The sequence below is a fragment of the Streptomyces colonosanans genome (assembly GCF_001866645.1).
Lineage (GTDB): Bacteria > Actinomycetota > Actinomycetes > Streptomycetales > Streptomycetaceae > Streptomyces > Streptomyces colonosanans.
In genome coordinates this window covers 1-13,596 of sequence record NZ_MLYP01000008.1, presented here as the reverse complement: position 1 = coordinate 13,596, position 13,596 = coordinate 1, and the positions used below count along the sequence as shown (strand labels likewise).

Here is a 13,596-nt window from a genome sequence, read left to right as displayed (position 1 = left end):
TTCTAGTCCTCCGCCCCCGCCTCGATCGCCTCCCCCACCTCGGCGACGCGGGCCTTCTCCTCCGCGGCGAAGCGCTCCGCGTCCAGCCTCTCGGCCAGCTCCTCGTCCTGGGCCATCAACAGCTCCAGGTTCGAGTTGCCCATCTCGAAGACGCCCATGTCGACATAGGCCTGCTGGAGGCGTTCGCCCCACAGGCCGATGTCCCGCACGCAGGGGACGATGCGACTGAACAGCAACTGCCGGAAGAGCTGCAGGAACGGGGACCTCTCGCTCAGTTCCTCCGCCTCGTCCCGGGCAATGCCGAAGTTCTCCAGCACCTCCTCGCCGCGCAGACGGTCCCGCATCAGGTAGCAGCCCTCGATGACGAACTCCTCGCGTTCGCGCAGTTCCGCGTCCGTGAGCTGCTTGTAGTAGTCCCGCAGGGCCATGCGGCCGAAGGCCACATGCCGGGCCTCGTCCTGCATGACGTACGCCAGGATCTGCTTCGGCAACGGCTTGTCCGTGGTGTCGCGGATCATGCCGAAGGCCGCCAGCGCCAGGCCCTCGATGAGCACCTGCATCCCGAGGTAGGGCATGTCCCAGCGGCTGTCCCGGAGCGTGTCGCCGAGGAGCGACTGCAGGTTGTCGTTGATCGGGTAGAGCATGCCGATCTTCTCGTGCAGGAAGCGGCCGTAGATCTCCGCGTGCCGCGCCTCGTCCATGGTCTGGGTCGCCGAGTAGAACTTCGCGTCCAGGTCGGGGACGGCCTCCACGATCCGGGCCGCGCACACCATCGCGCCCTGCTCGCCGTGCAGGAACTGGCTGAACTGCCAGGAGGCGTAGTGCCTGCGCAGCTCACCCTTGTCCCGGTCGGTCATCTTCGCCCAGTACGGCGTGTCATGGAGGGCCAGTACATCGTCCGGTGTGCCGAGAGGGTCGTACGGGTCGACCTCCAGGTCCCAGTCGATCCGCTTCTGCCCGTCCCACTGCTTGTCCTTGCCCTTCTGGTAGAGGGCGAGCAGCCGGTCGCGTCCGTCGTCGTACTCCCAGTTGAACCGCGCCGCACCGCTCGCGGGCACCTGCCAGAGAGGACTTCCCGGATCATTGGCGTACAGCTCATGGCTCGGCATACACCCCACGCTCACACGCGGTAGACGCGCCGTCAACAAGTGACGCGCGAGGGATTGACGTCCTTACTGACAGGCAGTCTCATAAGACGTGACCGCCGGTAACCGGCGTTCCGTTCGACAAGGTGGGGACAGCGATGACGACCGTGACGGAAGCCGATGTGCTGCGCGACGCGCTCGGCCTGCTCAAGGACCGGGAGCAGGTGGCCGAGCGGCTGCTCGGCTCTTCCGCCAAACACTCCTTCGACCCGGACAAGGAACTGGACTGGGACGCGCCCTACGAGGACGGCAAGTGGTTCTGGCCGCCGGAGCTGGTGTCCCTGTACGACACTCCGCTGTGGAAGCGGATGAGCGAGGAGCAGCGGATCCTGCTCTCCCGGCACGAGGCAGCGGCGCTCGCCTCGCTCGGCATCTGGTTCGAACTCATCCTGATGCAGCTGCTGGTCCGGCACGTCTACGACAAGGCGGCGACGAGCGCCCATGTGCGGTTCGCGCTGACCGAGATCGAGGACGAGTGCCGGCATTCCAGGATGTTCGCGCGACTCATCGCGCACGGCGGGACGCCCTGGTACCCGGTGAGCCGCGCGCACCAGAACCTGGGCCGCCTCTTCAAGACGATCTCGACCACGCCCGGGTCCTTCACCGCCACCCTCCTCGGCGAGGAGGTGCTGGACTGGATGCAGCGGCTCACGTTCCCCGACGAGCGGGTGCAGCCGCTGATCCGCGGGGTCACGCGCATCCATGTGATCGAGGAGGCCCGGCACGTCCGCTACGCCCGTGAGGAGTTGCGCCGCCAGATGCTGACCGCTCCGCGGTGGTCGCGGGAGTTCACGCGGGTCACCTCCGGGGAGTTCGCGAGGGTGTTCTCGGTCGCGTTCGTGAACCCCGAGGTGTACACGAACGTGGGTCTGGACAAGCGGGAGGCCGTGGCCCAGGTGAAGGCGAGCGGCCACCGCCAGGAGCTCATGCAGACGGGCGCGAAGAAGCTGACGGACTTCCTGGACGACATCGGGGTGCTGCGGGGAGTGGGCCGGCGGCTGTGGAGGTCGTCGGGACTGCTGGCGTGAGCGCTCGACGCGGGCGGGGGGAACCGCCCCGTCGTCCAAGTCTCCGTCAGTGCGACGCGTGCGGGGTGGAGGTGCGGCCCCGGGGACGAACCCCTCGATGCCGGATGTCTCTTCCCGCGGCGGCACGATTACGCTGCGAGGCATGACCTCCGAGGCCCCCACCCGCTCCTACCGTCGGCTCGGCGTCGAGGAGCGGCGCCGTCAACTGCTCGAGGCCGCGCTGCTCCTCTTCGCGCACCGCGCCCCCGAGGAGGTATCGCTGGACGACGTGGCCGAGGCGGCGGGGGTCTCGCGCCCGCTCGTGTACCGCTACTTCCCCGGTGGCAAGCAGCAGTTGTACGACGCCTCGCTGCGCTCCGCCGCCGCCGAGCTCCAGCAGTGCTTCGCCGAGCCCCCGCAGGGGCCACTCAGCCGGCGCCTGGGCCGGGCCCTGGACCGCTACCTCGCCTTCGTCGGCCGGCACGACGCCGGCTTCAGCGCCCTGCTCCGGGGCGGCAGCGTGGTCGAGACGTCCCGCGCCAGCGCCATCGTGGACGAGGTGCGCCGGGCCGCCGCCGAGCACATCCTCAGCCATCTCGATGTCGAGGAGCCCGGTCCGCGGCTGCGGATGACGGTGCGGACGTGGATCACCGCCGTCGAGGCCGCCTCCCTGATCTGGCTCGACGAGGACAAGCAGCCGCCGGTCGACGAGTTGCGGGACTGGCTCGTGGACCAGTTCACGGCCGGCCTGGTGGCCACCGCCGGACGCGACCCGCAGACCGCGGCGGTGGTACGGAACGCACTGGCCCTGGAGAGCGCCGAGGGACCGCTCGGCGCTCTGGTGCGAGGCGTGCTGCCGGCGGTCGCCACCGCGGACCACCTGCTGCGCCCCGGCGCAGCAGACTAGTGCCGCGGCAGGCAACGTCTGCCCGTCAAGGAGCGGCGTCGTGGGGGCACCTCCCGCTCTGGGGGTCCCCTGCTCGAAGAGCTTGGGGGAGCGTGCCGGGCGTCGCGACGGGGCGAAGGTTGCCTGCCGGGGCACCAGGCACCGGGTCCGTGAGAGGGACACTGGGGTTGTGAAGAGCCAAGACACCCCGTTCGTGGGCGGGCCCCTGGACGGGCGCGTCCTGCCGGTCCTGCTCGGTCCGACCGGCCACCCGCCGAAGACGTACCGCGTCCCGGTCCCGGACGCGGCCGGCGGTCCGCCCACCGTTCTCGTCTACCGGCGCGTCCAGGCGGGAGCGAGCAGGAGGCTCGGCCTCCCCCTGGGCTGGCGGTACGAGTACGACCCCGAGGGGGACAGCGGCGGCGGTCTGCGGTGGCCGTGGTCCAAACCGCGCCCGAATCCAGGCGCCACGCCGGGCGGCACGCAGGACGCCGCCGACGAGTGACGTCCTTGGACCGAACCGACCACTCGGTGAGCAGCCGAGGCTCAGTCAGTTCATCATTCCGATGCGAGGTGGACCGACCACCCCCCGCACCGGAGGTGATGCCATGTCAGGAGTGCTGTCCCGCCTGCTCTGTACGGCGGCGGTGACCGCCTCGGCGGTCCTCGTCCCCGCCCCCGCCGTCGCCGCCGCGGCCCCGGGCGCCGGCTCGGTGAAACAGCCGGACACCCGCTCGGTCCCCCATCTGCTGAAGGATCTTCAGCGGCTCTACCGGCAGGCTGAGAAGGCCACCGAGACCTACAACCGAACCGCCGAGAAGCTGAAGAAGCAGCGGGCCGAGGTCGCCCGGCTCGACCGGCAGCTCGCCCGGGCCCGGCACGCTCTGCAGAGCAGCCGGCGCGAGGTCGGCCGGCTCGCCCGGCAGCAGTACCGGAGCAGCACGGAGATCTCCCCGTACGTACGCGTGCTGCTCGCCCGCGATCCGCAGCACGCGCTCGACCAGGGCCATGTGATCGGGCAGCTGGCGCGTGAGCGGGCCAAGAGCATGAACCAGCTGACGGACGCCGCGAAGCGCGCCGACGGCCTGGCCCGCAAGGCGCGCAAGGCCCTCGACGAGCGGATCACGCTGACCGCGCGGCAGAAGAAGCAGCGGGACGACATCCAGCGGCGGCTGAAGGACGTCGAGACGCTGCTCGCCTCGCTCAGCGCCGGGCGGCTCGCCGAACTGGCCGAGTTCGAGCGGGGCGGGGCCGCAGCCGCTCAGAAGAAATTCCTGGCGTCCGGCGCCCTCAGCGACGCCCGCCCGCCGACCGCGAAGGGCGACAGGGCCGTGCGCTATGCCGTCGAGCAGATCGGCAAGCCGTACCAGTGGGGCGGCGCGGGCCCGAGGTCGTACGACTGCTCGGGGCTGACCTCGCAGGCCTGGGTGCACGCGGGGCGGGCCATCCCGCGCACCAGCCAGGAGCAGTGGGCTCAACTGCCGCACGTCCCGCTGACGCAGCTGCGCCCGGGGGACCTCGTCGTCTACTTCCCCGAGGCCACACACGTGGCCCTCTACCTCGGCGACGGCATGGTCGTCCAGGCGCCGCGGCCGGGAACACGGATCAAGGTGTCCCCGATCGCGGCCAACCCCGTGCTCGGGGCCGTACGGCCGGACCCCGGCGGACAGCCCCTGCGCTCCTACGCACCGCCGGCGCTCCCCCAAGCGGCGGCGAACGGCTCGGACACGGGCTACTCGGCTGCGGCGGCGCCCGCGACCGACGCCAGATAGGCCTCCGCCTTCTCCGGGTCGAAGAAGAAGTTCTCGAAGTCGGCCGGGTTGTCGAAGCCGTTGACGAAGCGGTCGGCCACCGGCTGGAGCGCGCCCGCCGCGCCGATCAGGTTGAGAACGTGCTCCGGCGGCACGCCGAGCATGGCGTTCGTCCACTTGGTGACGTGCTGAGCGATGTTCCAGTAGCGGTCGAAGGTCTGCTGCATCCACTCCTCGTCGAACGGCCTGTCGCCGTGTTCGAGGATGGAGGCGAGGTATGAGGCGGCGCACTTGGACGCCGAGTTGGAGCCCTGGCCGGTGACCGGGTCGTTGGCGACGACGACGTCGGCCACACCCAGGACCAGGCCGCCGCCGGGCAGCCGGACGACCGGCTTGCGCACGGTCGGGGCGTAACGGCCGGCGAGGGTGCCACCGGCGTCCGTGAGTTCGACCTTCGCGGTCCGCTCGTGCTCCCAGGGCGTGTACCTCGCCATGAGGTCCAGGGTGAGGGACAGGTGCTGCGCCGGGTCCCTGACCTCCTTGAAGACATCGAGCGGGCCCCCGGGGATGCCCTCCCAGAACAGGATGTCGGCACGGCCGGAGAAGGTGTAGGTCGGCATGATGAACAGCTCGCCCACGCCGGGGACCAGGTTGCAGCGGACCGCGTCGAACTCGGGGTGCTCCGGGCGCGGGGCCAGGCCGTGCACATACGAGACCGCCAGCGCGCGCTGCGGCTCGCTGTACGGGGAGCGGGAGGCGTCCCGCTCGAACATCGACACCAGTTCGCCCTTGCCCGCCGACACCAGGACGAGGTCGTAGACACGGGAGAAGTAGTCGAGGTCGCCGACCGCCACACCGTGGATGACCAGCTGGCCGCCGCGCTGGACGAAGGCCTCCGTCCAGCCGGCCATCTTCACCCGCTGGTCGACCGACTGCGCATACCCGTCGAGCCGGCCCACCCAGTCGATCGCGCGCTGGGCAGGGCCCTCGTCGAAGGATCCGGGGGCGGCGACCGAGACGCCGAGTCCCTCGATCCTCGGGGCCTGGGACTCCCAGAAGTTCAGCTGCAGGTCCCGCTCGTGCTCGAGCGCCGTGTGGAACATGCACTGCGTCGACATGACCCGGCCGGTGCGGATCTCGTCCGCGGTCCGGTTGGACATCAGGGTGACCTCGTACCCGTGCGACTGCAGGCCGAGGGCGAGCTGGAGACCGGACTGACCGGCTCCCACGACGAGTATCTTGCGCATGCGAGTAGTGCCTCCTACGACTTCCGGACTGCTGCGGGGATCATTCGGGGGTTTCCTCGAGTGCGTGGGCCACCAGGGCCAGCAGGGCCTCGATGCCCGAGATCCGACGCCGCGCGTCCATGACCATGACAGGTATATGCGCGGGTATCGTCAGCGCCTCCCGCACGTCCTCCGGCTCGAACCGCTCGCTGCCGTCGAAGTGGTTGACGGCGACGACGTACGGCATCCCACAGCTCTCGAAGTAGTCGAGCGCCGGGAAGCAGTCCTTGAGGCGGCGGGTGTCGGCCAGCACGACGGCGCCGATCGCGCCGCGCACCAGGTCGTCCCACATGAACCAGAACCGCTCCTGGCCCGGTGTGCCGAACAGGTACAGCACCAGGTCGTCGTCCAGCGTGATCCGGCCGAAGTCCATGGCGACGGTCGTGGTGACCTTGCCCGGCGTGGCGCTGAGATCGTCGGTCTCCTTGCTCGCCTCGGTCATCAGCGCCTCCGTCTGCAGAGGCGTGATCTCCGAGACGGCGGTGACCATCGTGGTCTTGCCGACGCCGAAGCCACCGGCCAGCACGATCTTCGTGGCGATCGGCGCGCGGGTGCGGTCCGTCTGCCAGGGCCGCACGGTCTCGTCGGGCTCGACGAGAGGGGGGACGCCGCGGGCGGCGTCAGAGACGGCGGAGTCCACTCAACACCCTTTCCAGCAGAGCGCGGTCCGGACGGCCGGTGCCGTGACCGGTTCCGGTTCCGTACACTCGGATCTTTCCCTGGTCCGCGAGGTCGCTCAGGAGTACGCGGACCACGCCGAGCGGCATCTTCAGCAGCGCGGCGATCTCGGCCACCGTCCGCATGCGGCGGCACAGTTCGACGATGGCCCGCATTTCCGGCATGACCCGGGTCGCGGCTGAACCGTTCGTCAGTTCCTTGCGCTCCTCGGGGGCCTCCAGCGCCGCCACGAGCGTCTCCACGAGGAGGACGTGGCCGAAGCGGGTGCGGCCGCCGGTGAGTGAGTAGGGGCGGACGCGGGCGGGTTTTCGGTCACCGCCGCGGACCGGCAGCTTGGGCGTATCGCTCAGGGGGCTGCTCACCGCACTGCTCATCGCGTACTCCCGGCCGACTCGGACTCAAGGGATTTCCTCAGCTCACTGCGGAGTTCGGGCGTCAGGACGTGTCCGGCGCGGCCGACGAAGAGCGCCATGTGGTACGCCACCACGCTCATGTCGCAGTCCGCGGAGCCGTGCACGCCGAGCAGCGAGCCGTCGCTGATGGACATGACGAACAGGCTGCCCTCGTCCATGGCGACCATCGTGTGCCGGACCCCGCCGAAGTCCATCAGCTTGGCGGCACCGACGGTGAGGCTGCCGACCCCGGAGACGATGGTGGCGAGGTCGGCGGAGGACCTCTTGGGGCTGCTCGGTCGTCCGGCGTGACCGGAGCGGGCCTGCGTGTTCTGGCCGGGGTCGGACGACAGCAGGAGCAGGCCGTCGGAGGAGACCACCGCGACCGACAGCAGTCCCGGCACCTCCTCGACGAGGTTCGTCAGCAGCCAGTGCAGGTTGCGTGCCTCACTGCTCAGTCCGAAGGTACTGGGCGCGGTCAACTGCTTGCCTCCTCGACTGTGCCCCCCGGTGCTTCTCCGTCCTGTGCGGCACCGGGTGCGGCGGTGTGCGGTGGAGTCGTGAGCCGGGGCGGGGCCGCCTTCGTCTCCCCCGTTCTCTCGGCGTTCTCCGTCTCGATGTGGTGGTAGCCCGCCGTGGCCCCCCGGTGGAATCCGCCGAGCCTGCGACGCAGCGCCTCGGCGTCCACACCGCCGGCCCGAGGACGGGGGGCCTGGGCCGGTGCGGAGATCTTGGGGGTGCGCTTGGGGAGACCCTTGGTGGTGAGCCGGGGGGTCGCGGACTCCTGGGGGGTGTCGGACTCCTCGGGCAGGGGGTCCTCGGCGACGGACTGCGGCGCGCCTTCGTCGGCGGCGCGCTCGTGCGCGTCGGGGCCGATCCTGTACGGGTCTGCGGCAGGCTCGGCGGGGGTGGCGACGGGTGCATCGTCCGCGTCCGTGGAAGGAGCGGGGGGCGCGTCCTCGAGGGGAGCGTGGTCCGCATCCGCGCGGTCGGCGGGGTCCGGGTCCTGGGTCACCGGCGCGAAGAGCACCATGGTGGTCTCGGGGGACGCCTCGGGCTCCGGGACGGTCTCCGCGAGAGGCTCCGCGACGGTCTCCGCCGAGGTCTCCGTGACGGCCCCCGCCACCTCGGGCTCCTCGGCGGAGTCGGTCCCCGCTTCCTCGGCGGAGTCCGAGTGCTCCCGCAGGGCCTGTTCCGCCGCCGCGATCAAGGAGTCCTCGTCGCTGTCCGGCTCCTGGGCGGTGATCCGCACCCGGGTGCTCAGGACGTTCGAGTTGACCTCCGCGTCAGCGCCGGGCAGGGACAGCGTGTGCGCACCGGCCGAGGCCGGGCCTGCGGTGGGGACGGCCGTCGTCGGGGTGGCGGCGAGAAGGGACTTCGGCAGTACGGCGACCGCCGCGACGCCGCTTTGCTTCTGCTCGCGCAGTTCGACGCGGACGCCATGCCGGTGGGCGAGGCACGCCACCACGTACAGGCCGAGCCCGAGGCCCTCGCCGTCCTCGTGGTCGTACGGGGCGTTCGGGTCGAAATCGGCGAGCCGGGCGTTCAGCCGGCTCATCCGGTCCTCGGACAGGCCGATGCCCTCGTCCTGGACGGAGAGCATCAGCTCACCGTTCTCCAGAAGCCAGCCGGAGACCTCGACGGCCGCCTCCGGCGGCGAGAACGACGTGGCGTTCTCCAGGAGTTCGGCCACCAGGTGCGAGAGGTCGTCGGCGGCGAAGCCCGCGAGATACGTGCGCGGCGGCAGCGCGCCGACGCGGACGCGCTCGTACCGCTCGACCTCGCTGACCGCAGCGCGTACGACGTCGACGAGCGGCACGGGCCCCGGGTGCTGCTGGACCTGCTCGGCGCCGGCCAGGACGAGGAGGTTCTCGCTGTGCCGGCGCATGACCGTGGCGAAGTGGTCGAGCCGGAAGAGCGTGGAGAGGCGCTCCGGGTCCTGCTCCCGCTCCTCCATGCCTTCGATGACGGCGAGTTGACGATCGACGAGACCCACGGTGCGCAGGGCGAGGTTGACGAAGGTGGCGCAGGTGTTGTTCCGGACCTGCCCCAGGCGGGCGGACGCGTCGGCGAGTTCGGCGCGGAGCTTTTCGCGCTCGTCGGCCATGGTCTGGCGCTGGCCGACCAGGTGCTTGCGGTCGGCCTCCAGGGTCGACAGGCGCTCCTGGAGCGCGGCAGCGTGCGCGTGCAGGGCGTTGACGGAGCGGACGACCTGGGCGAACTCGTCATTGCGCCCGGTGAACTTCACCGGTTCCTCGGCGGCCGGGTCGGCGGCCACGCGGGCCGATCCGAGACGCAGGACGGCGAGCGGGCGGGTCAGCGTACGGGCCATGGCCATGGTGATGCCGACGGCGACGAGCAGGAGTACGCCGAGGACGGCGATGCGGATCTCCAGCGCGGTGACGTCGTCGTCACGCAGTTGCGCGAGCTGCTTGCTGCGGGCCTCGTAGAGCGAGGACTCGACGCCGCGCATCAGGTCGACCCGGGAGGAGAGGGCGGCCTCGACCTTCTTGGGGTCGTAGCCGAGTTCGTCGTCAGAGAGCGTGGGCTGGTCGGCGAGGGCCGTGAGGTACTTCTCGGCGGAGGTGACCTCGGGTCCGGTGACCGTGGACTCGTAGGAGTTCTTGGCGGCCTGGGGCACGGTGTCACGGAAGCCGGCGATCGCCGCGTCGGAGCGGACGGCGGCCTGCTGGGCTGCGGCGGTGAGCGCGTCGCGCCGTTTGGTGTCGGCTTCCGAGGAGACGCTGGTGGTGGTCGGCAGGCCGGTGATCGGGTTGTACGTGGTCTGGGTGACGTGCGGAACGTTCAGGGCGGCGAGAAACAGTCCGCGGGCGGCCGCCGACTGCTGCACCGCGCTGTCGAGTTCGGCGAGGGCGTGGGCGCCCGCGCCCGCCCGCGGCGGCATCTTCTCGGCCAGGTCCACGGCGAGCGCGTGGAGTTCGCCGATGATCGAGGAGTACTCCCGATGCGTCTCAAGAGCGGAGCTCTTCCCGGTGAGCGCCGCTCTCCGTACGGTGGCCACGTCATCGAGGTCCTTACGCAGCACGGCGGAGAGGTCCGCATGGGCGCGCAGGTCCTCGATCTGCCGGTCGACACGGACGCTCTGCTGCTCGGCGGGCGCCTTGGACTTGGGGCGCCCGGCGGCCACGTACGACGTGACGCCGTCGCGCTCGTCGGCCAGGGAGTGGGCGAGCACGAGCGCGTCCTGGGTCTGCTCGGCGAGCGTCACCAGGTTCTGGGAGTCCTTCAGCTGTCCCGAGGCGGCGATGACGCTCGGCGCCCCGGCGCCGGCGATCGCGGCGGCGACCACGGCCACAGCGATGATCAGGCGGTTGCGGACATGGGCGGGACGGCCGCTGCCCGCGGACTCGGACGAGGCGTCCCGTTCGGGAGCCGTCTGCCTGCCTGTGCGCCGAGGCCGCATCTTCTGCACCGGTGCTCGCAATCCTGATTCGTGTACCCATGACCCGGGGGCGACGGCCCGTCAACTGGGCTGTCGTCCCGGTACGACGATTTCCGACCCTCCCAGTGCCGGTGCGCAGTGATCCCGCTTCCCCCGACCCGCCACCCGAAGGAGTGAACCTCGGTGGGGAGTTGGCGAGCAAGTCCCTCGGGCCCGCTCCGATGCCTTGTACGGCAGGCCGGTTGGACGTAGGCGGCGCGCTTTGGCAGTATTCGCGCCCACGCTTCACCGGAGTTGATCATTCCGCCGCAAACCAGGCACCTGACCTGCCAGATCACACGTTCGACGATCACTGTCGGCCTTTATGGACCCCGTGAAGGGCTCGTGCAGACTGGCTGGATGCGTACGGAACTGATTTCCGAGCCCGGCGACCCGGCACGCCCCGACGAGGACTTCGCCGCACTCGCGCTTCCGGCCTCAGGACAGGGCGGGGCGCTCGTCGTTCTGGACGGTGTGACTCCACCTGCAGGCGACGACGGCTGTCTGCACTCCGTCTCCTGGTTCTGCGCACAACTCGGCGGCGCACTGACCGAACTGTCCGTTTCTCACAGAGATCTGACGCTCACTGAGATCCTCTCCCGTGCCATCCGTCGCACCGCCGAGGCCCACGCGGCCACCTGTGACCTTTCTCACCCGCGCACCCCCCAGGCGACGGTGGTCCTCGCCCGCTGGTCCGAGACCGTGGTGGAGTACCTGGTCCTCTCCGACTCGGCCCTGCTGTGCGAGGCTCCCGACGGTGCGATCACCCCCTTCCTGGACGACCGCCTGGCCCGCGTCCCGCGCGCCTGTCTGGCGACGGACGCGATCGCGGACGCCACGGTCCGCAACAAGGAGGGCGGCTTCTTCACGGCCGCCGCGGACCCCTCCGTGGCGGCCCGTGCGGTGACGGGTGAACTGCCGCGCTCCGCGGTACGTGCCCTCCTGGCGCTGACGGACGGTGCGGCCCGCTGGACGGAGAAGTTCCACGAGGGCAGCTGGGCGGACCTGTTCGCCGTCGTGCGCAAGGAGGGGGCGGCGGCTCTGGTGGAACGCGTCCGGGCTCTGGAGGCGGCCGACCGCGAGATGCGGGTACATCTGGGCCGCAGCAAGACGCACGACGATGCGACGGTGGTGTACGTGGAACCCTGAGGGATCGCCCCCGGTCCGCCTACTTTTCCATGCCCAGGTTCAACTGACGGATCAGGCGAGCCAGTTCGGCGACCTCGTGCCGGTCCCAGCCGGCCAGTTGGTGCACATACCGCGCACGGCGCGCCTCGCGCACCCTTCCGACGCGGCTGCGGCCCTCCTCGGTGAGGTGGACCAGCCACGCCCGGCCGTCCGCCGGGTCGGGCTCGCGGGCCACCAGGCCCAGCTCCTCCAGGGCGCGCAGCTGACGGGACATGGTCGCCTTGCCGACACCGATGTAGGCCGCGAGCTCCGTCGCGCGCTGCCGGCCGCACTCGTCGAGGCGGGCCAAGAGTCCGTAGGCGGCCGACTCCAGATCCGGGTGGACTTCGCGGGCCATCTCGCCCTGACTGGCCCGGGCCCGCCGCAGGAACACCGTCAGCTCGCGCTCCAGGGACAGGAATTCCCGGTCCGCTCCGCCGTGTTCCGCGCCGTCCTCCGGCCCGCCGGATGGGACCGGACGCCCCTCGCCGTTTCCGTACTCGTGCACGTCAGCCCCTGCCTGAAGTTTCCGGGTCCAGTACCCCCGTCGCCGCCGTCGGCGCCGCATCAGTATTTCGCAGGTGCGACGTGCTCTCCTGCCCGAGGGGTCGGGAGATTCCCGCCTGCCCTGCGGTGGCGGACACACCGGGCGCGCCCGGCGGCTTCTCTTCCGGTCGCCGGGACGAGCGCATGACCCGTCCGGTACGGGGGCAGGATGTTCCGCACCGCGCCGACCGCCGGGGGATGCGCAGGGCCACAGTTTGACGGTCCGGCACCGGTAGGCCACCGACGACTCCGCATGCCCTCTTCCCAGGGGCGGTCTACGGGCGTAACTTCTTTACGGCAAGCATGGCATGCCCACGTCATCAGTGGCGGTGGGTCGACCGTCATCCGCTCTCCCCACCGTGCGGCCGTGGGACATGCCCGCGTTTCCCCCCACCGAGCACCACCCGACTTTCGGAGGCACGCCATGTCCGTGCACAGATCCGGAACGGCCCGCGTACGGCGGCTGACCGTCGTGGGAGCCCTGCTCGCAGCGTTCTCGTTCGCCCTCGCCGCCCCCTCCTCGGCCGCCACCACCCCCGCCCGCGGCTCCGCGACCATGGGCATGGGTGTCCTGGCACACGACGGCAGCAGCGGTACGCCCCCCACCAGCGACGCCACCCAGACCGAGGGCGTCGACGTCGCCGGCTATCAGGGCAACGTCGCCTGGTCCACCCTGTGGAACAGCGGCGTCAAGTGGGCGTACACGAAGGCGACCGAAGGGACGTACTACACGAACCCCTACTTCGCCCAGCAGTACAACGGCTCCTACAACGTCGGCATGATCCGCGGCGCCTATCACTTCGCGACCCCGGACACCACGAGCGGAGCCACTCAGGCCAACTACTTCGTCGACCACGGCGGCGGCTGGTCCAGGGACGGCAAGACCCTTCCCGGCGTGCTCGACATCGAGTGGAACCCGTACGGCGCCGCCTGCTACGGCAAGACGGCGAGCACCATGGTCAGCTGGATCACCGACTTCCTGAACACGTACAAGGCCCGCACCGGCCGCGACGCCGTGATCTACACGGCCACCAGCTGGTGGACGCAGTGCACCGGCAACTACGGCGGCTTCGCCTCCAAGAACCCGCTGTGGATCGCCCGCTACGCCTCCGACCCGGGCACACTCCCGGCCGGATGGTCGTACTACACCATGTGGCAGTACACGTCGTCGGGCCCGACGGTCGGTGACCACGACAAGTTCAATGGGGCGCTGGACCGGGTACAGGCTCTCGCCAACGGCTAGCGCGACACCGACCCGGCCGGGGGTCCGGGGGTTGCCCCCGGACAAACACAGCA

Annotated in this window: 13 protein-coding genes; 6 read left to right on the top strand and 7 right to left on the bottom strand. The window is 70.6% G+C overall.

Annotation, left to right across the window (positions count from 1 at the left end; translation table 11 throughout):
• Positions 1-2: 2 nt before the first annotated feature.
• Positions 3-1,109, bottom strand: coding sequence for a ferritin-like domain-containing protein (locus tag BIV24_RS03880; RefSeq protein WP_071364710.1), 1,107 nt, complete (start codon positions 1,107-1,109; stop codon positions 3-5).
• A 134-nt stretch (positions 1,110-1,243) separates the two neighbouring features.
• On the opposite strand from BIV24_RS03880, the gene BIV24_RS03875 reads away from it, so the two are divergent.
• From BIV24_RS03875 to BIV24_RS03860, 4 genes are all read left to right on the top strand, one after another.
• Entirely contained in the window at positions 1,244-2,173 is a 930-nt protein-coding gene (locus BIV24_RS03875; protein ID WP_071364709.1) for an AurF N-oxygenase family protein, read from the top strand.
• Positions 2,174-2,315: 142 nt separating this feature from the next.
• Positions 2,316-3,059: a TetR/AcrR family transcriptional regulator gene (locus tag BIV24_RS03870; protein ID WP_071364708.1), complete on the top strand. Its 744-nt coding sequence runs from the start codon at positions 2,316-2,318 to the stop codon at positions 3,057-3,059.
• A 169-nt stretch (positions 3,060-3,228) separates the two neighbouring features.
• A complete protein-coding gene (locus tag BIV24_RS03865; protein ID WP_071364707.1) occupies positions 3,229-3,543 on the top strand; it encodes a hypothetical protein in 315 nt (104 codons plus the stop codon).
• Between the two features lie 103 nt (positions 3,544-3,646).
• Entirely contained in the window at positions 3,647-4,810 is a 1,164-nt protein-coding gene (locus tag BIV24_RS03860) for an NlpC/P60 family protein (RefSeq protein ID WP_071364706.1), read from the top strand.
• Here BIV24_RS03860 and BIV24_RS03855 read toward each other — a convergent pair.
• From BIV24_RS03855 to BIV24_RS03835, 5 genes are read right to left on the bottom strand one after another with little or no spacing between them, the layout of a single operon-like run.
• Complete coding sequence (locus BIV24_RS03855; protein ID WP_071364705.1) at positions 4,771-6,036, bottom strand: styrene monooxygenase/indole monooxygenase family protein; 1,266 nt, start codon at positions 6,034-6,036, stop codon at positions 4,771-4,773. The genes BIV24_RS03860 and BIV24_RS03855 overlap by 40 nt on opposite strands.
• A 40-nt stretch (positions 6,037-6,076) precedes the next feature.
• Positions 6,077-6,715: a GTP-binding protein gene (locus BIV24_RS03850; protein ID WP_071364704.1), complete on the bottom strand. Its 639-nt coding sequence runs from the start codon at positions 6,713-6,715 to the stop codon at positions 6,077-6,079.
• Positions 6,696-7,103 (bottom strand): DUF742 domain-containing protein, encoded by a 408-nt coding sequence (locus tag BIV24_RS03845; protein WP_425442521.1) that lies wholly within the window; start codon positions 7,101-7,103, stop codon positions 6,696-6,698. Before BIV24_RS03845 ends, BIV24_RS03850 begins: the two co-directional genes overlap by 20 nt.
• 20 nt (positions 7,104-7,123) lie before the next feature.
• Complete coding sequence (locus tag BIV24_RS03840) at positions 7,124-7,627, bottom strand: roadblock/LC7 domain-containing protein (protein WP_071364702.1); 504 nt, start codon at positions 7,625-7,627, stop codon at positions 7,124-7,126.
• Positions 7,624-10,578, bottom strand: a complete 2,955-nt coding sequence (locus BIV24_RS03835; RefSeq protein ID WP_071364701.1) for a sensor histidine kinase — start codon at positions 10,576-10,578, stop codon at positions 7,624-7,626. Before BIV24_RS03835 ends, BIV24_RS03840 begins: the two co-directional genes overlap by 4 nt.
• Positions 10,579-10,947: 369 nt before the next feature.
• On the opposite strand from BIV24_RS03835, the gene BIV24_RS03830 reads away from it, so the two are divergent.
• Positions 10,948-11,736 carry a protein phosphatase 2C domain-containing protein gene (locus BIV24_RS03830; RefSeq protein WP_071364700.1) on the top strand — a complete coding sequence of 263 codons (789 nt, stop codon included), beginning with the start codon at positions 10,948-10,950 and terminating at the stop codon, positions 11,734-11,736.
• Positions 11,737-11,755: 19 nt separating this feature from the next.
• On the opposite strand, the gene BIV24_RS03825 is transcribed toward BIV24_RS03830, so the two are convergent.
• The gene (locus BIV24_RS03825) at positions 11,756-12,262 is read right to left on the bottom strand and encodes a MarR family winged helix-turn-helix transcriptional regulator (RefSeq protein ID WP_071364699.1); all 507 of its coding nucleotides are present in this window, start codon (positions 12,260-12,262) and stop codon (positions 11,756-11,758) included.
• 462 nt (positions 12,263-12,724) lie between these two features.
• On the opposite strand from BIV24_RS03825, the gene BIV24_RS03820 reads away from it, so the two are divergent.
• Entirely contained in the window at positions 12,725-13,543 is an 819-nt protein-coding gene (locus BIV24_RS03820; RefSeq protein ID WP_071364698.1) for a lysozyme, read from the top strand.
• Positions 13,544-13,596: the final 53 nt, after the last annotated feature.

What these genes read in the sequence shown, in the direction of transcription:
- BIV24_RS03880 (WP_071364710.1), bottom strand. Translation starts at nt 1,109, where the DNA reads ATGCCGAGCCATGAGCTGTACGCCAATGATCCGGGAAGTCCTCTCTGG.
- BIV24_RS03875 (WP_071364709.1), top strand. Translation starts at nt 1,244, where the DNA reads ATGACGACCGTGACGGAAGCCGATGTGCTGCGCGACGCGCTCGGCCTG.
- BIV24_RS03870 (WP_071364708.1), top strand. Translation starts at nt 2,316, where the DNA reads ATGACCTCCGAGGCCCCCACCCGCTCCTACCGTCGGCTCGGCGTCGAG.
- BIV24_RS03860 (WP_071364706.1), top strand. Translation starts at nt 3,647, where the DNA reads ATGTCAGGAGTGCTGTCCCGCCTGCTCTGTACGGCGGCGGTGACCGCC.
- BIV24_RS03855 (WP_071364705.1), bottom strand. Translation starts at nt 6,036, where the DNA reads ATGCGCAAGATACTCGTCGTGGGAGCCGGTCAGTCCGGTCTCCAGCTC.
- BIV24_RS03830 (WP_071364700.1), top strand. Translation starts at nt 10,948, where the DNA reads ATGCGTACGGAACTGATTTCCGAGCCCGGCGACCCGGCACGCCCCGAC.
- BIV24_RS03820 (WP_071364698.1), top strand. Translation starts at nt 12,725, where the DNA reads ATGTCCGTGCACAGATCCGGAACGGCCCGCGTACGGCGGCTGACCGTC.